Here is a 19,908-nt window from a genome sequence, read left to right on the forward strand (position 1 = left end):
CCGCGACGGTGCGGGGAGGCGAGCGCTATTTATCTCGACGTCGAGACAATTCTATGCACGATCCGGAGCATCGCCCGCATCGGCGCGCTCGCCGGCTCCGCGGTACTCGGCCCGGACGGCGAGCACGGTGAGCACCAGCAGCGGCGCGTACAGGGGCAGGCCGAGCGCCAGCTTCCAGATGCCCAGCGCCGTGGTGTCCTCGGCGAGGAACAGCGGGTACTGCACGGCCAGGCGCAGGAGGAAGAGCCCCGCCCACGCGAGGGTCAGGGCGCCGAAGAGGCGGCGCTTGCGCCGATCGGATCGCCAGGCGGTGCCGTCCCCCATCAGGAAGCCGGCGGCGACGCCGATCAGGGGCCAGCGCACGAGGACGGAGAGGAGGAAGACGAGCCCGTAGACGAGGTTGGTGAGCAGCCCCAGGGCGAAGTTGTCGACGCCCCGCCCGGTGAACAGCGCCAGTGCGGCCGAGACCACCACGGCGAGCAGTCCGCCGACGGCCTGGATCACCGGCGTCCGGCCGAGCACCCGCGCCACCGTGAACGCCACGGCGAGCCCGACGGATGCGACCAGCGAGAGCACCAGCTCCGAGGTGACCGTGTAGAGCAGGACGAAGGCGATGCCGGGCACGACGGCCTCGAGGATCCCCCGGACGCCGCCCATGGTGCGCAGCAGCGCCTCCCCGTCGAACGGCTCGCCGTCGGCGACCGCGCCGAGTCCCGAGCGGCGGGCGGCCTGCGCGATCGCGTCGCCCACCTCGGGCCGGACCGGCTCCTCCGATCGGGCCGGGTCCTCGGGCCGCACCGGCTCCATGCCGGTCAGCTCGCGCTCTGCTGGGTCTGGCTGCCGGTCGGCACCTTCAGCGGGATCAGGTCGCGCGGAGGCATCGGGCCGCTGCCGCGGACCACGACGATGCTGCGGAAGAGCTCCTCGACCGAGGCGGCCGCCTGCTCGTCGACGGCTCCGGCTCCGGCGATCACGCCGCGGAGGAACCAGCGCGGACCGTCGACGCCGACGAACCGGGCGACGCGGGTCTGGCCGCCGGCGATCGGGAGCTCGGCGACGAGCTCCGGACCGAAGACGCCGTCGCGCTCCGTCGTCGATCCGCCCTGACGGCCGATCTGCTCGGCGATCTGGCCGCGGATCTCGTGCCAGAGGCCCGAGGAGCGCGGCGCGGAGAAGGGCTGCACCTGCAGCGTCGACCCTGCGTAGTCGAGGCCGACGGCGATGACGCGCTTGGTCCCCTCCTCGACCTCGAGGCGGATGTGCATGCCCTCGCGGGGAAGCACCTTCACCCCGCCGAGGTCGATGTAGGGGCGGACCGGGTTGGCCTCGCGCTCGTCCAGGGGCCCGGCCTCCGCGCGGTCCTCCGGCGCCGACTTCTCGAAGTCCTGCTGGACGGGCTCGGCGGCCTCGCCGGCCGTGGGCTGGATGTCGCTCATGCGCTCTCCTCGTGGATTCTGGTCTCCTGGGCGCCGGCGGCGTACCCGGTGGATCCGAAGCCGCCCGTGCCGCGGACCGACTCGGGAAGCTCGTCGACGGCCGTGAACCTCGCCTGGACGACGGGGACGATCACGAGCTGCGCGATCCGGTCCCCCGCCGAGACGCGGTACGTCTCGCGGCTGTCGGTGTTCAGCAGCGCCACCCGGATCTCGCCGCGGTAGCCCGCGTCGATCGTTCCGGGGGCGTTGACGACGGTGATGCCGTGCCTGAAGGCCAGCCCGCTGCGGGGGACGACGAAGCCGGCGTGGCCCTCCGGGAGGGCGACGGCCACCCCTGTGCCGACGGAGGCGCGCTCACCGGGGGCGAGCACCACGTCCTCCGTCGAGTGGAGATCGGCTCCCGCGTCGCCCGGACGGGCGTAGGAGGGGAGCCGGTCCGCGGTGATCGGGACGTCGACGGTTGCAGGCACGTGACGAGGGTAGACCAAACGTCTGATCCAATAGGGTCATGCCGTCCTACCGAGAGAGGCTGTGGCCCGCGCCCTGGCTCTTCGTCGCCACCGCCCTCGTGATCCCCGCCAGCATCCTGGTGTTCGCGCCCATCGACTTCGCGGTGGGGGTGATCGTCGCGGTCGTTCTGTACGCGGGCTGCGTGCTGTCGCTGCTGGCGCTCTCCCCCGTGATCGAGGTGGCGGAGGGGGAGCTGCGCGCCGGCCGCGCGCACATCCCGCTGGACCTCGCGGGCGAGCCGTCCTCCTACTCGGGGGACCAGGCGTTCGCCGAGCGCGGGACGCGCCTGGACGCGCGGGCGTACCTGGTCATCCGCGGCTGGGTGAAGGAGGTGGTGCGGGTCCCGATCGAGGATCCGGCCGACCCGACGCCGTACTGGCTGGTCTCCACCCGCCGCCCGGACGACATCGTCGCCGCGATCCGGGGATCACGGCGACGGAGCGGTCGTCCTTCGGAGCCGGGAGGCGCTTAAGCGGCGCACTCCAGGCAGATCGGTCCGAGCTTCTCCTCGTGGTCGATCTGCGAGCGGTGCTTCACGAGGAAGCAGCTCACGCACGTGAACTCGTCCGCCTGGGGCGGAAGGACCACGACGTCCAGATCGAGGTCGGACAGATCGGCACCGGGCAGTTCGAATCCGCCCGGGTTGTCGGCGTCATCGACGTCGACGACTCCGGACATCTTGTCGGGGACTCGCTCCTTCAGGGCCTCGATCGACTCGGAGTCGTCATCGGTCTTGCGGGGGGCGTCGTAGTCCGTAGCCATTCCCATCCACTTCTTATTTCTGCTGTTCAACAAATCGGCGGGGTCAGTGTGCATCACGACGCATCGATTCGCAAACCACCTCGAACGGCTCTTGACACCCGCTCGCCCCGCCTCCTTCCGCACCAACTTTCGACCCGCCCGGGGTATTCCCGGCCGATCGCCCGGGCGCGTGGCATCCTTGCCCGGTCCGCGTCCAGAAGGAGGGTCCCCACGATGATGGAACTGAAGGTGATCGGCGTCGAGGGCGGATCGCTCGTCCTCGTGTCCGAGGGCGGCGAGCGCTTCTCGGTCCGCATCGACGAGACGCTGCAGAGCCAGCTGCGGCCGCGGGTCCACACCCTCCCGCCGCGCGAGAAGCGCGTCTCCCCCCGCGAGATCCAGGCCCACATCCGCTCCGGGCTCTCCGCCGAGGAGGTCGCCGAGCTCACGGGCGCCGACCTGGGCTACGTCCAGCGCTTCGAGGGACCCGTCACGGCCGAGCGCGAGCACATCGTCGCGTCCGCTCTCGCCGTGCGCGTCTACACGACCACCGACCCCGATCCCCTCGAGGAGGGCACGCCCTTCGGCGACGTCATCCGCGACCGCCTCGCGTCGCTCGGCGCCGAGGGCGAGCAGTGGTCGAGCTGGAAGGAGGAGGAGGGCTGGGTCGTCAAGCTCCTCTTCCGCTCGGACGAGATCGACCACGACGCCCGCTGGCGCTTCGACCCGCGGAAGGCGCTGCTGTCGCCGCTGACCTCCGAGGCGATCACGCTCTCGCAGCAGGGTGAGATCCGGCCGACCCTCATCCCGCGCCTGCGCGCCGTCATCCCCGCCGCCGTCGACGAGCTCGCCACGCGCTTCGACACGGAGTCCGCGGAGGCGCCGAGCCGCTCCGCCCGGGCCGACCACCCCACCGCCGGCCGCCCCGCCGCGATGCCGCACGCCCGGCCGGCCGCCGTCCGCCCCTCCGACACGGAACCGCAGCCGGCCCTCTCCGAGACCCCGCGCCCGATCTCGACGCTCCCCCGCCCCGTCACGAGCACGACGGAGCAGCGCGAGCGCAACCTCAACGACACCGCCGACCTGCTCGACGCCCTGCGGCGCCGCCGGGGCGAGCGCGATCACGCCTCGAGCCTCCGCGTCCGCGAGGAGCCGGAGCCCGAGGCCGAGGCCGCTCCTCCCGTCGAGAAGGCACCGGAGCCGCCGCGCACCGCTCCCCCGGTCCCCGAGCAGCCGTCGGGCGTGCGCGGGAGCCTCCGCAGGGGGCGGGCGTCCATGCCGAGCTGGGACGAGATCGTCTTCGGAGCGCGCAGCGACGACTGACCCTCCGCCGGCGCGGCTCCGCCGGGGTGGACGGTGCCCCCCGTCCCCTCGGCCCGGCTCAGGCCAGCGCGCCGAAGCGGAGGAGCGGCACCTGCGTCTCCTCCGGCGTGAGCGACCCGTGCTGCCCGATCATGGAGCGGCCGGAGGAGTCGTCCGCCGCGTAGTAGGCGATGGTCCTCCGCGCCGCGACGAACACGTCGCCCATCCGCTCGGCCGCCGCCGGAGAGACCTCGCCGAACCAGCCGCTCGCGGCGACCTCGTCGCGCGTCGCGATCCAGGCGCGTGCGCCCTCCGCCTCGGTCCAGCGCCGCGCCACCTCGTCGGGGTCCACACCCGGCTCGAGGTGCAGCTGCAGGCAGCGGGGCTCTCCGCCGAGGTGCCGGACGCCCTCGAGCAGCGGTCCCCGCTCGACGAGCACGTGCGAGGACGCCGGGACGTCCACGATGCCGTGGTCGGCGGTGACCAGCACGCTCTCGCGGGCGGAGAGCCCGCGGACCGCTCCGCCGACCTCCCCGTCCAGGAGCTCGAGCGCCGCCGTCCACTCCGGCGACTCCCAGCCGCGCGCGTGCGCCGCCTGGTCGAGCTCGGGGACGTAGAGGTACACGAGCTGCCGGCCGCCCTCGTCGAGCAGGGCGCGCGCCGCCGTGAAGCGCTCGGCGACGCCGCCGGCGGAGTGGTACTCGGCGCCGCGCAGGATCGCCCGCGTGAGACCGGAGCGGGCGTACCGCGCGGGGCCGATCACTCCGGCCCGGACACCGGCGGCCGAGGCCTGCTCGAAGACCGTGGGGTGGGGCTGCCACGTCTCGGGCACCATGCCCTCGTCCCAGCCGGAGAGCTGGTTGACCAGGCGGTCGGAGGCGCGGTCGAGCACGCGGTAGCCGACCATCCCGTGCCCGCCCGGGCGCAAGCCCGTCGTCAGGCTCGCCAGGGCCGCCGCGGTGGTCGTCGGGAAGCCCGAGACGAGCGTGGTGCCGCGGTTGAGGGCCGGAGCGAGCGTGCGCGAGTGGCCCCCGCGCTGGCGGAGGTTCGCGGCACCCAGGCCGTCGACGAGGACGACCACGATCCGCTCGACGCGGGGCGAGCCGAAGAGGCCGGGGCGGCCCAGGAGCGCGTCGAGGGCGCCCGGCAGGACGTCGGCGAGGCTCCGCCGCCCGTCGGGGGCTGGCGGTAGCATGTGGGTCATCGCGCCCAGTTTCGCACAGCGCCGCCGTCCCCGCCGGGCCGGTGCAGCGGAGCGTCCGCGTGAACGGGAGGGCCGGTCCCGTCCGCGAGGCGCCGTCTCCGCTCCGCCCGTCCCGTCGAGCGCCGCAGGGCGGTGCAGTCCCCCGCCGCCGCCCCGCGCCCGCCACCGAATCGAGTCATGAACGCTGCAGCCCCCTCCTCCGGATCCTCGCTCACCGAGCGCATCGAGGACGTCGACGTCTCGGCCGAGATGGAGGGGTCCTTCCTCGAGTACGCGTACTCGGTCATCTACTCGCGGGCCCTGCCCGACGCCCGCGACGGCCTCAAGCCGGTGCAGCGCCGGATCCTCTACATGATGAGCGAGATGGGGCTGCGGCCCGATCACGGCCACGTGAAGTCGGCCCGCGTGGTCGGCGAGGTGATGGGCAAGCTGCACCCGCACGGCGACGCCTCGATCTACGACTCCCTCGTCCGCCTCGCCCAGCCGTTCACGATGAGGGTCGCCCTCGTCGACGGGCACGGCAACTTCGGCTCCCTCGACGACGGCCCGGCCGCAGCCCGCTACACCGAGGCCCGCCTCGCCCCGGCCGCCACGGCCATGACCGAGCACCTCGGCGAGGACGTCGTCGACTTCGTCCCGAACTACGACAACTCGCACGACCAGCCCGAGGTCCTCCCCTCCGCGTTCCCGAACCTGCTGGTCAACGGGGCCAGCGGCATCGCCGTCGGCATGGCGACGAACATGGCGCCCCACAACCTCGTGGAGGTGATCGGGGCGGCCCGGCACCTGATCGACCATCCCGACGCGTCCCTGGACGACCTGATGTCGTTCGTCCCCGGACCGGACTTCCCGAGCGGTGGCACGATCGTCGGCCTCGCCGGCGTGCGCGACGCTTACGCGACCGGCCGGGGCGGCTTCAAGACCCGCGCGCGCGTCTCGGTCGAGAGCATCACCGCGCGCAAGTCCGGCTTGGTCGTCACCGAGCTGCCCTACCTCGTCGGCGCCGAGAAGGTGATCGACAAGATCAAGGACGGCGTCCAGAACAAGAAGCTCAGCGGCATCTCGGACGTCACCGACCTGACGGACCGGGACAACGGCCTCCGGCTCGTCATCGGGATCAAGACCGGCTTCAGCCCGGAGGCCGTCCTCGAGCAGCTCTACCGCTACACGCCCCTCGAGGACGCGTTCTCGATCAACAACGTCGCGCTGGTCGACGGCGGCCCGCGCACCCTCGGCCTGAAGGAGCTGCTGCAGGTCTACATCGGCCACCGGGTGCAGGTCGTCACCCGGCGGACCCGCTACCGACTGCGCAAGCGCCAGGAGCGGCTGCACCTGGTCGAGGGCCTGCTCATCGCGATCCTCGACATCGACGAGGTCATCCAGCTGATCCGCGGGAGCGACGACACCGCGGCGGCGCGGGCCCGGCTGATCGAGGTCTTCGACCTCAGCACCCTGCAGGCCGACTACATCCTCGAGCTCCAGCTCCGCCGCCTCACGAAGTTCTCGCGCATCGAGCTCGAGACCGAGCGCGACACCCTCCTCGCCGAGATCGCCGAGCTCGAGGCCCTCCTCGCCAGCCGCTCACGGATCGACGAGCTGGTCTCGGACGAGCTCGACGAGGTCGCCCAGCGCCTCGGGACCCCGCGGCGCACCCTGCTCACCGAGGCGCGTCCCTCCGTCGCCACCACCGGGCGGAAGGCCGCCGCGGTGCTCGAGATCGCGGACGTGCCCTGCCGGGTGCTGCTGAGCACCACCGGCCGCATGGTGCGGGTCGACCGCGACCCCGAGGCCGCTCCCCACCCCGAGCGCGCCACGCGCCGCTCGAAGCACGACGCCGTCCTCAGCGTGCTCGACACGACCAGCCGGACGGAGATCGGCGCGGTCACCAGCGCCGGTCGGCTCCTCCGCTTCTCGCCGGTCGACGTGCCCGCCGTCCCCTCCTCCTCGGTGCAGCTGGGCGCGGGCGTGCGCATGAGCGACTACCTCCCGCACCTGGCGAAGGACGAGCGGGTGCTCGCGCTCGTCGCCCTCGACGACGAGCGGCCGATCGCGCTCGGCACCCAGCAGGGCGTCGTCAAGCGCGTCGCGCCGGGCGAGCTGCCCAACCGCCCGGACATCGAGCTCATCGCCCTGAAGCCGAAGGACGCCGTCGTGGGCGCGGCCGCATCGGCGGAGGAGGACGAGCTGGTCTTCGTCACCGGCGAGGCCCAGCTGCTGCGCTTCCCCGCGTCCGCCGTCCGCCCTCAGGGCCGGACCGCCGCGGGGATGGCCGGGGTCAAGCTGGCCGAGACCGACGACGTCGTGCACTTCGCCGTCGTCGCCGCCGAGGACCGGGACGAGGCCGTCGTCGCGACGGTCGCCGTCGACAGCTGGGCCCTCTCGGGGACCGACACCGGCAGTGCGAAGGTCTCGCCGTTCTCGGAGTTCCCCGCCAAGGGCAGGGCCACCGGCGGAGTCCGTGCGCAGCGCTTCCTCAAGGGTGAGACCGCCCTCGGAGTGGCGTGGGTCGGCCCCGGTCCCGCGCACGCCCTCGAGGCCGACGGCTCGGTCGCCGCGCTGCCCGACTCCGGGATGAAGCGCGACGGCTCCGGCGTGGCGCTCGCGGCGCCGATCGCGACGATCGGAGCGGCGCCCGAGGTGTTCTGAGCCCCGCGGCTCAGACGTCGATGCGGTCCCGCGACAGCGACTCGGACCCGCGGACGATGAACTCCTTGCGGGGTGCCACGTCGTTGCCCATCAGCAGCTCGAACACCCGGCCGGCGTTCTCCGCGTCGGCGACCCGCACCCGGCGGAGGGTGCGGCGGGAGCGGTCCATGGTCGTCGTGGCCAGCTGGTCCGCGTCCATCTCGCCGAGCCCCTTGTAGCGCTGGATCGGGTCCTGGTAACGGCGGCCCGCCTTGCCGAGGGCCGCGAGCACGCTCTGCAGCTCCTTCTCGGAGTAGGTGTAGATCGTCTCGTTCGGCTTCTTCCCCGCGTTCATCACCACGAGCCGATGCAGCGGAGGCACGGCGGCGAAGACGCGCCCCGCCTCGACGAGCGGCCGCATGTAGCGGAAGAAGAGCGTGAGCAGCAGGGTTCGGATGTGGGCGCCGTCGACGTCGGCGTCGCTCATCAGGATGATCTTCCCGTAGCGGGCGGCCGAGAGGTCGAAGGAGCGGCCGGAGCCGGCTCCGATCACCTGGATCATCGAGGCGCACTCGGCGTTCGAGAGCATGTCGGCGATGCTCGCCTTCTGCGTGTTGAGGATCTTCCCTCGGATCGGCAGCAGGGCCTGGTACTCGCTGTTGCGGGCGAGCTTGGCGGTGCCGAGGGCGGAGTCGCCCTCGACGATGAAGAGCTCGCTGTTCTCGACGTCGCTGCTGCGGCAGTCGACCAGCTTCGCCGGAAGGGAGGAGGACTCCAACGCGTTCTTGCGGCGCTGCGTCTCCTTGTGCGCGCGGGCCGAGATCCGCGACTTCATCTCGGCGACGACCTTCTCGAGGAGCTGGGAGGTCTGCGCCTTGTCCTCGCGGCGCGTCGAGGAGAACACCACGCCCAGCGTCGAGGCGATGGTGGAGGCGACGATCGCGCGGACGGCGGGCGTGCCCAGCACCTCCTTCGTCTGGCCTTCGAACTGCGGCTCAGGGAGCCGCACGGTCAGCACGGCGCTGAGCCCGGCGAGGACGTCGTCCTTCTCGAGCTTGTCCGAGCCGACCTTGAGGCGGCGGGCGTTCGCCTCCACCTGAGAGCGGAGCAGCTTCAGCAGGCCCTGCTCGAAGCCGGTCTGGTGCGTCCCGCCCTTGGGCGTCGAGATGATGTTCACGAAGCTGCGCATCACCGTCTCGTAGCCGGTGCCCCAGCGCAGGGCGATGTCGACCTCGCAGGTGCGCTCCACCTCGGTGGGCACCATGGCGCCGCCGGGGGTCAGCACCGGCACGGTCTCGGTGAAGGTGCCGGAGCCGGTGAGGCGCAGCACCTCGGTCACGGGGGCGTCGGGGGCGAGGAACTCGACGAACTCCGAGATGCCGCCGTCGTAACGGAACATCTCGGCGCGGCGCTCGTCCGCCCGGTCGTCGACGATGTCGATCGTCAGGCCGGGGACGAGGAACGCGGTCTGCCGGGCACGCGTCACCAGGTCGTCCGTCTGGAACGAGGCGCCCTTCGTGAAGATCTGGCGGTCGGCCCAGTAGCGCACGCGCGTTCCGGTGACGCCCTTGGCGACCTTCCCGACGACCGTCAGCTCCGACCCGTTCTCGAACGGCGTGAACGGAGCGTCGGGGGTGGGCTCGCCCGCGTCGGCGAAGCGCCCGGGCTCCCCCCGGTGGAACGACATCCGGTAGGTGCGGCCGTTGCGGTCGACCTCGACGTCGAGGCGCTCCGAGAGCGCGTTGACCACGGAGGCGCCGACGCCGTGCAGACCGCCGGACGCCGCGTAGGACCCGGAGCCGAACTTGCCGCCCGCGTGCAGCTTCGTGAACACGACCTCGACTCCGGAGAGCCCCGTCTTCGGCTCGATGTCGACCGGGATCCCGCGCGCGCGGTCGCGCACCTCGACGCTGCCGTCGGCGTGCAGGAGCACGCTGATCTCGGTCCCGTGCCCGGCCAGCGCCTCGTCGACGGAGTTGTCGATGACCTCCCAGAGGCAGTGCATGAGGCCGCGCGAGTCGGTCGATCCGATGTACATGCCGGGCCGCTTCCGGACCGCCTCGAGACCCTCGAGGACGGAGAGGTGGCGGGCGTTGTAGTCGGTGGAGGCCATCCGCCCAGTCTACTTTCGGGAACCGCTCCGGCCGCGGTGGCGCGGCACCCGACGACAGCACGATGGCCGCTCGGCGCGGGGCCCCTACGCGCAGAGCGAAATGCCGACCGATCGACTCCGTGCGGAAACAATCGCGTGCTTGGATGGGTTCCACTAAGCAGAGATCGAAGAACGAGTGCAGGAGGCCAAGTCATGTCGACCACAGCAACCCAGAACGGCGTGGACGAGCTCGCCGGTGCCCACCAGCTCTCCGCCGCCGACCGCTGCGACAGCTGCGGTGCCCAGGCGTACATCCGAGTGGTCGTGAACAACGGAGAACTGCTGTTCTGCGCGCACCACGGGAAGAAGTACCAGGAGAAGCTCTCCAGCATCGCCCAGAGCTGGCACGACGAGTCCGCCCGACTCTTCGAGGAGCAGCGCCCCTAGCGTGTCCCCGATCAGCCCGGACGGCGCGTCAGCGCCCTACCGACCGACACCGAGCCGCTTCGCGATCACATCGCGAGCGGCTCGTGCCGTTTCATCGACCAGGCGGAGACGCTCGTCCGACGGGGAGTAGGCGTCGCCGAGGGCGCGCCGCAGGATCGCGTCCGCGAGCGAGGGGTTCTTCGCGAGGACGGGGCCGTGCAGGTGCGTGCCCAGAAGGCCTCCCTCCGCGTAGCCCTCGTGGCCGGCGCCGTCGCCGGTGCCGTGCAGCACTCGGCCGAGCGCGTGCTCGGGCGCGATCCCGGTCATCCGGCGCTCGTGGTTCTCGAAGCCGATGAGGACGCCGCCCGGCGTCTCGACGAGGAGGTCGTCGGTCGCGCGCTCGCCCGTGACCGAGTCTCCGGGGAACAGCCCGATCCCCCGGGCTCCGCCCGCGGCCGTGCTGATCGAACCGGCCAGCATCTCCCAGCCGGCTCCGACCGCGACCACCTGGGTGCCCTGGTCGACCCAGGCCCGCAGCGTCGGCGCGATCTCGTGGAGGAGAGCCAGGACGCCCGGGAGGTCCTCGTCCGCTCCCGTCCCGGCGACCAGGACGTCCGGACGGACCTCGGCGTCGGAGGCGGTCGCCAGCGGCACCACCTCCGCCTCGACGCCCGACCAGCGCGCCCGAGCCGCGAGGACCCGGGCGTTCGCCGCGTCGCCGTTGCTGTCCAGGACATCGGGAGCGAGCACGGCGATGCGGAGGGTGGTCACGCGGTCTCCTCGCGGTTGGTGACGAGCTGCAGGTGCGCACGGGTGCGGCGCATCGAATCCGCCGAGAAGACGATGGTCTTCCGGCCGGAGGCGGGGGTCGGCAGAGCGAGGAACGCGTCGAGCGCGCGACCCAGGTCCTCGTCGACGGAGTCGACGCGCACGCCGTCGTAGCGCAGGTGCAGCGCCGCCTCGTGCGCCTTCGACCCCGAGACGACCCGGACGTGCCCGAGCACGGAGGTGTCCACGGGCCAGAAGTAGGAGGGGTCTCGGACGTCGGAGCCGATCGCGAGCATGATCTGCTCGGTCCCACCGGGGATCTCCGCGATGTTCAGGCGGTAGCTCGCCGGGTTCTGGACCAGGACGAACTCGACCTCGTGGCCGCGCACGATGACGATCTCGCCCCGCCCGAAGACGGGGTCGATGCTCGAGAGCGCGGAGGCGGCGAGGGCCGGGTCGAAGCGCTCGGCGAGCACGGCGCGGGCCGTGGAGACGGCCGCCGCAGCGTCCACCGCGTAGTGGACGCCCCGTGCGGGGAGCCGGACCTCGAGCGGGTCGCCGTCGCTGATGATGCGCGCGGCCGCTCCCGTCGTGCTCTCGACGACGGTGGTCGCACGGTCGGTCCCGGCCTCCGCCTCTGCGGCGTAGCCGAGACCGCCGGACGCGGAGTCGCGGACGGAGGAGGAGACGCCGTACCAGCGGATCCGCTCGTCGGGGAGGGAGGTCGCGACATCGGCGACGTGGCGGTCGTCGGCGTTCAGCACGACGGGACCGGTCGCGCGGGAAGCGATGGTGCCGAGCATCCGGGCGACCATGGCCGGATCGAAGAAGCGGTCGATCTGGTCGACCACCACGTTCGTCAGCAGGACGACGCGGGGGCGCATCCGGGGCGCGAGGCGCGCGCCGTGACCCTCGTCCATCTCGAGGACGGCGATGTCGGCGTCGATCCGTCCGCGGAGGTCCGCCCGCTCCAGGAGCGCGGAGGTCAGCCCCTGGGCGATGTTGGCCGTCGACGGGTTGGTGAAGACCCGGAGCCCGTGCGCGCGGAGCACCGCGACCAGCATCTTGGTCGTGGTCGACTTGCCCGCCGATCCCGTGACGACCACGAGGCCGTCCCGGAATCCGTCGAGCACCGCGGGCAGGAATCCGGGCGCGACGCGGTTCACCACGAGTCCGGGCACGGCGGATCCCCCGCCGGGCTTCCGGACCCGCGCGGCGAACCGGGCGGCCCTCCCGAGGAGGACCGCCGGCGCGTAGCGGATCACCGGCCTACTCGAGGTAGTCGCGGAGCGACTGCGAGCGGGACGGGTGGCGGAGCTTGGCCATCGTCTTGGACTCGATCTGGCGGATGCGCTCGCGCGTCACGCCGAAGGTGTCGCCGATCTGGTCGAGCGTCTTCGGCATGCCGTCGCCGAGGCCGAAGCGCATGCGGATCACGCCGGCCTCGCGCTCCGAGAGCGAGTCGAGCAGCGACTCCAGCTGCTTCTGCAGCATGGTGAAGCCCACGGCGTCGGCCGGGACGACCGCCTCGGTGTCCTCGATGAGGTCGCCGAACTCGCTGTCGCCGTCCTCGCCCAGGGGCGTGTGCAGCGAGATCGGCTCGCGCCCGTACTTCTGCACCTCGATGACCTTCTCGGGGGTCATGTCGAGCTCGCGCGAGAGCTCCTCGGGCGTGGGCTCGCGGCCCAGGTCCTGGAGCATCTGGCGCTGCACGCGGGCCAGCTTGTTGATGACCTCGACCATGTGCACCGGGATGCGGATGGTGCGGGCCTGGTCGGCCATCGCGCGGGTGATCGCCTGGCGGATCCACCACGTGGCGTAGGTCGAGAACTTGAAGCCCTTGGTGTAGTCGAACTTCTCGACCGCACGGATGAGGCCCAGGTTGCCCTCCTGGATGAGGTCGAGGAACTGCATCCCGCGACCGGTGTAGCGCTTCGCGAGGCTGACGACGAGCCGGAGGTTCGCTCCGAGCAGGTGGCTCTTCGCGCGCTGGCCGTCCTTCGCGACCCAGCGCAGCTCGCGGACGAGCTCCGGGCTGAGGTCGGTCGAGTTGGCGAGCTTGTCCTCGGCGAACAGGCCGGCCTCGATGCGCATCGCGAGCTCGACCTCCTCGGCCGCGTTCAGGAGCGCGACCTTGCCGATCTGCTTCAGGTAGTCCTTGACCGGGTCGGCGGTGGCACCGGTGATCGCGGTCGAGTAGACCGGGACCTCGTCGTCCTCTCCGCCGAACGACAGGACGAGCGCACCGCTAGGGAGCGGCTCGGCCGGAGCGGCGACGGCAGCGGCGGCCGGGGCCTCCGGCGTCTCCGCGTCGTCCTTGGCGTCGGTCTCGGTGTCCTCGGCGACGACCTCGGTCTCCTCCTCCTCCGCTGCCTCGTCGGGCTCGACGGCGTCGGTCGGCTCCTCCTCGGTGTCGGCGGGAGCGGCGGCCTTGGTCGTGGCGCGCGAGCGGGTCGTCTTGGCCGCGGTGGTCTTGGCCGCCGTGGTCTTCGCCGCGGGCTTGCGCGTCGCGGGCTTCTTGGTGGTCGTCGTCACGTCGTCGTCGACGGCGTCGAGCGTTGCGGTCTTGGTAGCTCTGGTGGCCATGGCGGCACCTCTCCATCCGTTGCGTCCCGGGGGCGGGCGGCGCGGGAGGGCGTCGTCCGTCGGTGGGCATTACGAGGACCCATGTCAAGTCGAGGACGTCGCACGCCCGACGTGGGCCTGGTGCTCCTCGACCCGAACGGGTCCTATTGACAATTATTGCACGTCTGAGTAGTGCAGCCGTGCGGTGCGGTGCGAGTGGGGCTCGATCCGGCTGGATCCGGGCCGTTCCGCTGGGACATCGCGTCTGCAGAAGGGCGGATCGACGGGGACGACCGTCAGCGCCCCGCGCGGCCGCGGCGCATCCGGTCACTCAGTGCAACCCAGAGAGGGGCCACGGTTATTCCCTCGTCCTCGGCCAGGCGGCGGCGGGTCCGGCGGCGCGCGACGACGAGTCCGACGACTCCGGCGCCGACCACCACGTACTGCACGCACCACGCAAGGCGGAAGTGCTCGAGCGAGTAGGTCTGCTCCGAGGAGGCGCCGGGACCGGCCAGTGCGTCGAGGATCAGGCCGATCGCGAACATCATCGTGAAGCTGGCCAGGAACCCGCCCACGTTCACGACTCCGTTGGCCGCGCCGAGGCTCCGCGAGGGGTTGAACGTGCGGGCGAAGTCGAACCCGATCATGGAGCCGGGGCCGCCCGCTCCGACGACGATCAGGAGCAGCACCACGAGCCAGTACGGCGGGATGCCGGGCCAGAGCAGCACGACGGTCCAAGCGACCGCCATCGCCGAGACGATCCCGAGCACGAGGTTGCTGCGGCGCATGGGGTGGCGGGCGGTCAGGACGCCGAGCACCGGCCCGACGACGATCCCCGCGATCACGACGATCGTGAGGGTCGGCGCGGCGACGGTCGGCGGCAGGCCGATCGCGTAGACGAGGAAGGGGTAGCCCCAGAGGAGCGTGAAGACCGTGCCGGAGGACTGCGTGACGAAGTGCGACCAGAAGCCGAGCTGCGTCCCCGGCCGGCGCAGGCTCACTCCGAGCTGCGCGATCGTCGCCCGGAGCGTCGGGGGCACCACCGTGATCGGCTCGGTACGCGGCGGGACGTCGGCGACCAGGAGGAGCACGCCGAGGAAGGACACGGCCCCGAGGCCGGCGGCGCTGAGGAACGCGGGCTCCCAGCCGAACGTGTGGAGGATCGCCGCGAACGGGAGTGCGGAGAGGATCTGGCCCACCTGGCCGATGTTGCCGATCCACTGCGAGAGCTGCGGCACGATCGGTCCGCTGAACCAGGTGACCGTGAGGCGGATCACGGAGGTGAAGATCGCGGCGTCCCCCGCTCCCAGCAGGATCCGCCCGACGATCGCGACGCCGATGCCCGGCGCGATCGCGACCACGACCTGGCCCGCCATCATCAGGGCCGTGCCCGAGAGGATCAGGGTCCGCGGGCCGAACCGGTCGATGAGGATCCCGACCGGGATCTGCATCCCGGCGTAGACGATCAGCTGGACGACGGCGAGCGACGAGAGGACGGCGGCGGCCACCCCGAACCGCTCCGCGGCGTCCACTCCTGCGACGCCCAGCGTCGTGCGGTCCAGGACCGCGACGAGGTAGGCGAACGCTCCGGCACCGAAGACGAACCAGGCTCGACGATCACGCACTCGTCCGATCCTACGGCCGCTCAGGAGGCGGTGGGCTCCTCGCCCGGGCGGCGGATCGCGAGGAACTTCTCGAGCTCGGCGGCGATCGCGTCGGCGCTGGGCACGAAGCCGTCCTCGTCGGTGAGCGGCGAGCGGAGGCTCGTCCCCTCCATGTAGGTGTCGTGCCGCGCCTCGAGTGCCGAGACCAGCTTCTGCAGCTCGTCGTTGCCGCCGACCTGCTCGTCGACCTTGCCGAGGAACTCCCGCCCGCTCTCGCGCAGGCGGTCCGTCGGGAAGATGAGGCCGGTCGACGCCGAGATGCTCTCGAGCGCCGCGACCGCCGCCTGCGGGTACTCGGTGTCCGACAGGTAGTGCGGGATGAGCAGCGCGAAGCCGACCACGGTCAGACCGCGCTCGTAGAGGCGCAGCTCGAGCAGGTGGAGGACGTTCGAGGGCACCTGCGTGTGCGGCTTCCAGACCGACATCGCCTCGATCAGGTCCTCGCGGTTGCCGCTCACGGTGACGCCGACGGGCCGGGTGTGCGGCACGGGCATCGGGATCGCCTGGACCCACGTGGTCGAGGCGACGTCGAGCCGCTCGAGGAGGGAGACCACCGCGCGGGTGAACCGCTCCCACTGGAAGTCGGGCTCGAAGCCGGTGAGCAGGAGGAACGGCTGGTGCAGCTCGTCGTGCGCGAGCGAGAGCCGGAGCATCGCAGGACGGTAGTCCGTCAGGTGGTCCTGGTCGAACGTGATGATGGGGCGGCGGGCCCGGTAGTCGAGCAGCTGATCCTGGTCGAAGACCGCGACTTCGCGGTGCTCGAGGGTCTCGAAGAGGTACTCCCCCAGCTGCCCCACCGCTCCCCCGGCGTCGGCCGAGCCGGTCAGGCCCGTGACGAGGTGCAGCCCGCGCGGGATCTCGGAGAGGTCGCCCTCGATCTCGAACAGGTCTTCTGGATCCAGCATGCGTCCAGTCTAAACGGGGGTCCCGGCGCCCCGTCCGGGTCCGCTGAGCCCTCAGCGAACAGCGCCTAGCATTGCCGCCATGCCCCTCTCCTCTCTCGAGTACTCGACCGTTCCCGCCTCCGACATCGACACCGACGCCCTCGTCCTCGGCGTCGCCCCGGGACCCGACGGTCCCCGGCTCGTCGGCGCTGAGGGCTTCGAGGAGCTGGCCCCCGCGCTGAGCGCGCTCGGCGCGACCGGCGCCGCCGAGACGCTCGTGCGCGTGCCGTCCTCGGTCCGTGCCGGAGTGATCGTCCTCGTCGGCCTCGGCTCGGCGGAGCCCGACGACACCGCGCTGCGGAACGCCGCGGGCGCCGCCGTCCGCCTGCTCGCGGGGTCCGCCTCCGTGGCCCTCTCCCTCCCCGCCGGCTCCGACGGCACGCTCGCCGCGGTCGCCGAGGGCGCCGCGCTCGGCTCCTACTCCTTCACCGCCTTCCGCAGCAGCACCGCCGCCGCGGCGAAGGCGCCCGTCGAGCACGTCGTCCTGCTGGGCGGCGGCGAGTCGGCCGACCCCGCCGTCCTGGACCGGGCGCTCGTGCTCGGCCGCGCGGTCGGCACGGTGAAGGACCTCGTCAACACTCCCCCGTCGCACCTCTACCCGCAGACGCTGGCCGAGGCCGTGCAGACCGGCGCCGAGGGACTGCCGCTCGAGGTCACCGTCTGGGACGAGGAGGCCCTCGCGGAGGAGGGGTTCGGCGGCATCCTCGGAGTCGGCAGCGGCTCCTCCCGCCCGCCCCGCCTCGTGAAGGTCGCCTACGCGCCCGAGGGCGCGAGCACCCACCTCGCCCTGGTCGGCAAGGGCATCACCTTCGACAGCGGCGGACTCTCGCTCAAGCCGCCGGCCTCGATGATCGGGATGAAGACCGACATGGCGGGCGCGGCGACCGTGTACGCCGTCGTGCGCGCCATCGCGGAGCTCGGCCTCCCGCTCCGCGCGACCGCCTGGCTCTGCATCGCCGAGAACCTCCCCTCCGGGACCGCGATCCGCCCGGACGACGTGCTCACCGTGCGCGGCGGGACCACGGTGGAGGTGCTGAACACCGACGCCGAGGGCCGACTGGTGCTCGCCGACGGCCTCGTCGCCGCCAGCGAGGAGCAGCCCGATGCGATCATCGACGTCGCGACGCTGACCGGCGCCTCCGTGGTCGCCCTCGGCAACCGGACCGTCGGCGCTCTGGGCGACGACGAGCTGGTCTCCCGCGTCCTCGACGCCGCCCGCGCGGCGGGAGAGCCCTTCTGGCAGATGCCCCTCCCCGCGGAGCTGCGACCGCTGCTGAACTCGGAGATCGCCGACATCGCGAACGTCAAGCCGGGCAACACCGCCGGCGGCATGCTCCTCGCCGGCCACTTCCTCCGCGAGTTCGTCGGGAAGCGCGGCGAGGGCGAGGACGCGACCACGATCCCGTGGGCGCACCTCGACATCGCCGGCCCCTCGAGCAACGGAGGCGGCGGCTACGGCTTCACCGGAGCCGGCGCCACGGGGGTCTCGGTGCGCGCGCTGATCGCCCTGGCCGAGGGCTTCGCGAGCGCGTAGTAGGGTCGACGGGGCGGGAGATCCCGCCTCGTCCCCCCTCCCGATCCGCTCGGCGCTCAGCGCCGGAGCCGGTCGGCCGGGAAGCGGGACCGCACGTCGCGAGGGAGTCACTGGGTGTCGGAAGAGCGCTACGACCTGGTCGTGCTCGGAGGTGGCAGCGGCGGGTACGCGGCGGCCCTCCGGGCGACGCAGCTCGGGATGAGCGTCGCGCTCGTGGAGCGCGACAAGCTCGGCGGCACCTGCCTGCACCGGGGATGCGTGCCCACCAAGGCCCTGCTGCACGCCGCCGAGCTGGCGGACGGCGCCCGCGAGGGAGAGAAGTACGGCGTGCTCTCGAGCTTCACCGGGATCGACATGGCGGGCGTCACGCGCTACCGCGAGGGCGTCGTCGCCGGCAAGTACAAGGGGCTCCAGAGCCTCGTGTCCTCGCGCGGCATCACGGTCGTCACGGGCGAGGGCCGTCTCACCGCGCCCGGCACGGTGACCGTCGGCGAGCACGTGCTCCACGGCGCGTCGATCGTCGTCGCCACCGGGTCCGCCTCCCGCACCCTCCCCGGCATCGAGATCGGCGGCCGGATCCTGACGAGCGACCAGGCTCTCGAGCTCGACCACGTGCCCGCGAGCGTCGTCGTCCTCGGCGGCGGAGTGATCGGCGTCGAGTTCGCGAGCGTCTGGCGCTCGTTCGGCGCCGAGGTCACGATTGTCGAGGCCCTCCCCCACCTCGTTCCCAACGAGGACGAGAGCGTCAGCAAGCAGCTGGAGCGCGCCTTCCGCAAGCGGGGCATCGCCTTCCAGCTGGGATCCCGCGTCGCGTCGGTCTCGCAGAGCGAGGGCGGCGTCTCCGTGTCGCTCGAGAGCGGCGCCACGGTGGAGGGCGAGATCCTGCTGGTCGCCGTCGGCCGCGGCCCGGTGACCGCGGGCATCGGCCTCGAGGAGGCCGGGGTCCGCCTCGACCGCGGCTACGTGCTGACCGACGAGCGCCTGCAGACCTCCGTCCCCGGCGTGTACGCCGTGGGCGACATCGTGCCGGGGCTCCAGCTCGCGCACCGGAGCTTCCAGCAGGGGATCTTCGTCGCGGAGGAGATCGCCGGTCTGGGCCCGCAGGTCGTCTCGGACGTCAACGTCCCGAAGGTGACCTACAGCGACCCCGAAGTGGCCTCCGTCGGCCTCGGCGAGGCCCGCGCGATCGCCGAGTACGGCGCCGAGCGCGTCGCCGTGTACGACTACGGCCTCGGCGGCAACGCCCGGAGCACGATCATCGGGACCACCGGCTCCGTGAAGGTCGTGCGCCTGGTCGACGGCCCCGTCGTCGGCGTGCACATGGTCGGAGCCCGCGTCGGCGAGCTGATCGGCGAGGCTCAGCTCATCGTGAACTGGGAGGCGCACCCCGAGGACGTCGCGCCGCTCGTGCACGCGCACCCCACTCAGAACGAGGCGCTCGGCGAGGCGCACCTCGCTCTGGCCGGGAAGCCGCTGCACGCCCTGTAGAACCACTGCGGTGCGGCGATCCGCCGCTTCCGCATCAGTAAGCTGGACATCGAAACACAAGCGTCTTAAGGAGACAGGCTCATGAGCGAATCCGTCAGCCTCCCGGCACTCGGAGAGAGTGTCACGGAAGGAACGGTCACCCGCTGGCTGAAGAACGTCGGGGACCGCGTCGAGGTGGACGAGCCCCTGCTCGAGGTCTCGACCGACAAGGTCGACACCGAGATCCCGTCGCCCGTCGCGGGAGTGATCGAGGAGATCCTCGTCCAGGAGGACGAGACCGTCGAGGTCGGCGCCGAGCTGGTGCGCATCGGCGACGGCTCCGGAGCCGCGTCGGCGTCCGAGCCCGAGGCTCCCGCCGAGGAGGCCCCCGAGGTCCAGGCCGCCGAGACCGAGGCCACCGACGAGGCGACCCCGTCGGTCGACGCCGAGAGCGACGCCGAGGCCCCCGCCCCGGCCGAGCCCGAGCCGGCCCCGGCCGCCGAGAAGCCCGCCGACTCCGGTTCCCGTGAGGGTGGAGAGGTCGATACCGTTCTCGCCCTCGCGGCGGCGGAGGCGCTCAAGGCCTACCCGGTGATCAACTCGACCCTCGACGGGGAGTCGATCGTCTAC

General features: G+C 72.3%; 18 protein-coding genes. 7 read left to right on the forward strand and 11 right to left on the reverse strand.

The genetic code is table 11. The annotated features are described in order from the left end of the window. Positions 1–51: 51 nt before the first annotated feature. Genes C5C44_RS14855 through dut form a run of 3 tightly spaced genes read right to left on the reverse strand, consistent with a single transcriptional unit; the run spans position 52 to position 1,906 of the window. Positions 52–807 carry a DUF3159 domain-containing protein gene (locus C5C44_RS14855; RefSeq protein WP_104317788.1) on the reverse strand — a complete coding sequence of 252 codons (756 nt, stop codon included), beginning with the start codon at positions 805–807 and terminating at the stop codon, positions 52–54. A 5-nt stretch (positions 808–812) separates the two neighbouring features. Further along, a complete protein-coding gene (locus tag C5C44_RS14860; protein ID WP_104248032.1) occupies positions 813–1,436 on the reverse strand; it encodes a DUF3710 domain-containing protein in 624 nt (207 codons plus the stop codon). Further along, positions 1,433–1,906, reverse strand: a complete 474-nt coding sequence (gene dut, locus C5C44_RS14865) for a dUTP diphosphatase (RefSeq protein WP_104222105.1) — start codon at positions 1,904–1,906, stop codon at positions 1,433–1,435. The genes C5C44_RS14860 and dut overlap by 4 nt, the downstream gene beginning before the upstream one ends. Positions 1,907–1,944: 38 nt before the next feature. On the opposite strand from dut, the gene C5C44_RS14870 reads away from it, so the two are divergent. Next, positions 1,945–2,418 carry a DUF3093 domain-containing protein gene (locus C5C44_RS14870; RefSeq protein ID WP_104336114.1) on the forward strand — a complete coding sequence of 158 codons (474 nt, stop codon included), beginning with the start codon at positions 1,945–1,947 and terminating at the stop codon, positions 2,416–2,418. Here C5C44_RS14870 and C5C44_RS14875 read toward each other — a convergent pair. Then, positions 2,415–2,708, reverse strand: a complete 294-nt coding sequence (locus C5C44_RS14875; RefSeq protein WP_055792269.1) for a DUF4193 domain-containing protein — start codon at positions 2,706–2,708, stop codon at positions 2,415–2,417. The two genes, C5C44_RS14870 and C5C44_RS14875, sit on opposite strands and share 4 nt — an antisense overlap. 213 nt (positions 2,709–2,921) lie before the next feature. Between C5C44_RS14875 and sepH the strand changes: the two genes are divergently transcribed. Next, positions 2,922–4,010, forward strand: a complete 1,089-nt coding sequence (gene sepH / locus C5C44_RS14880) for a septation protein SepH (protein ID WP_104232567.1) — start codon at positions 2,922–2,924, stop codon at positions 4,008–4,010. A gap of 58 nt (positions 4,011–4,068) precedes the next feature. On the opposite strand, the gene C5C44_RS14885 is transcribed toward sepH, so the two are convergent. Continuing rightward, entirely contained in the window at positions 4,069–5,193 is a 1,125-nt protein-coding gene (locus tag C5C44_RS14885) for an alkaline phosphatase family protein (protein ID WP_258066427.1), read from the reverse strand. 177 nt (positions 5,194–5,370) lie between these two features. Here C5C44_RS14885 and C5C44_RS14890 point away from each other — a divergent pair, with 177 nt between their 5' ends. Beyond that, the gene (locus C5C44_RS14890) at positions 5,371–7,839 is read left to right on the forward strand and encodes a DNA topoisomerase (ATP-hydrolyzing) subunit A (protein ID WP_104336115.1); all 2,469 of its coding nucleotides are present in this window, start codon (positions 5,371–5,373) and stop codon (positions 7,837–7,839) included. Positions 7,840–7,849: 10 nt separating this feature from the next. On the opposite strand, the gene C5C44_RS14895 is transcribed toward C5C44_RS14890, so the two are convergent. Further along, the gene (locus C5C44_RS14895; RefSeq protein ID WP_104222112.1) at positions 7,850–9,931 is read right to left on the reverse strand and encodes a type IIA DNA topoisomerase subunit B; all 2,082 of its coding nucleotides are present in this window, start codon (positions 9,929–9,931) and stop codon (positions 7,850–7,852) included. Between the two features lie 192 nt (positions 9,932–10,123). Between C5C44_RS14895 and C5C44_RS14900 the strand changes: the two genes are divergently transcribed. Next, on the forward strand, positions 10,124–10,357 hold the full coding sequence (locus C5C44_RS14900; RefSeq protein WP_068212876.1) for a hypothetical protein: 234 nt from the start codon (positions 10,124–10,126) through the stop codon (positions 10,355–10,357). 36 nt (positions 10,358–10,393) lie between these two features. Here the strand turns inward: C5C44_RS14900 and C5C44_RS14905 are convergent, their stop codons facing one another. The 5 genes from C5C44_RS14905 to C5C44_RS14925 all read right to left on the reverse strand — a co-directional run bounded on the left by C5C44_RS14905 (position 10,394) and on the right by C5C44_RS14925 (position 16,238). Beyond that, a complete protein-coding gene (locus tag C5C44_RS14905; protein WP_181132862.1) occupies positions 10,394–11,107 on the reverse strand; it encodes a type 1 glutamine amidotransferase in 714 nt (237 codons plus the stop codon). Next, positions 11,104–12,369, reverse strand: coding sequence for a Mur ligase family protein (locus tag C5C44_RS14910; protein WP_104336117.1), 1,266 nt, complete (start codon positions 12,367–12,369; stop codon positions 11,104–11,106). Before C5C44_RS14910 ends, C5C44_RS14905 begins: the two co-directional genes overlap by 4 nt. A gap of 4 nt (positions 12,370–12,373) precedes the next feature. Then, a complete protein-coding gene (locus C5C44_RS14915; protein WP_104232561.1) occupies positions 12,374–13,690 on the reverse strand; it encodes an RNA polymerase sigma factor in 1,317 nt (438 codons plus the stop codon). 275 nt (positions 13,691–13,965) lie between these two features. Further along, positions 13,966–15,294 (reverse strand): nitrate/nitrite transporter, encoded by a 1,329-nt coding sequence (locus C5C44_RS14920; protein WP_104261522.1) that lies wholly within the window; start codon positions 15,292–15,294, stop codon positions 13,966–13,968. 20 nt (positions 15,295–15,314) lie between these two features. After that, entirely contained in the window at positions 15,315–16,238 is a 924-nt protein-coding gene (locus C5C44_RS14925; protein ID WP_104222122.1) for a proteasome assembly chaperone family protein, read from the reverse strand. Between the two features lie 79 nt (positions 16,239–16,317). On the opposite strand from C5C44_RS14925, the gene C5C44_RS14930 reads away from it, so the two are divergent. The 3 genes from C5C44_RS14930 to C5C44_RS14940 all read left to right on the forward strand — a co-directional run. Next, positions 16,318–17,811 carry a leucyl aminopeptidase gene (locus C5C44_RS14930; RefSeq protein ID WP_104222124.1) on the forward strand — a complete coding sequence of 498 codons (1,494 nt, stop codon included), beginning with the start codon at positions 16,318–16,320 and terminating at the stop codon, positions 17,809–17,811. A 114-nt stretch (positions 17,812–17,925) separates the two neighbouring features. Continuing rightward, positions 17,926–19,299 carry a dihydrolipoyl dehydrogenase gene (lpdA, locus tag C5C44_RS14935; protein ID WP_104222126.1) on the forward strand — a complete coding sequence of 458 codons (1,374 nt, stop codon included), beginning with the start codon at positions 17,926–17,928 and terminating at the stop codon, positions 19,297–19,299. A gap of 81 nt (positions 19,300–19,380) precedes the next feature. Continuing rightward, a partial coding sequence (locus tag C5C44_RS14940) for a biotin/lipoyl-containing protein (RefSeq protein WP_308471045.1) occupies positions 19,381–19,908 on the forward strand: 528 nt, incomplete at its 3' end.

Source organism: Rathayibacter sp. AY1F6 (genome assembly GCF_002932035.1).
Taxonomy (GTDB): domain Bacteria; phylum Actinomycetota; class Actinomycetes; order Actinomycetales; family Microbacteriaceae; genus Rathayibacter.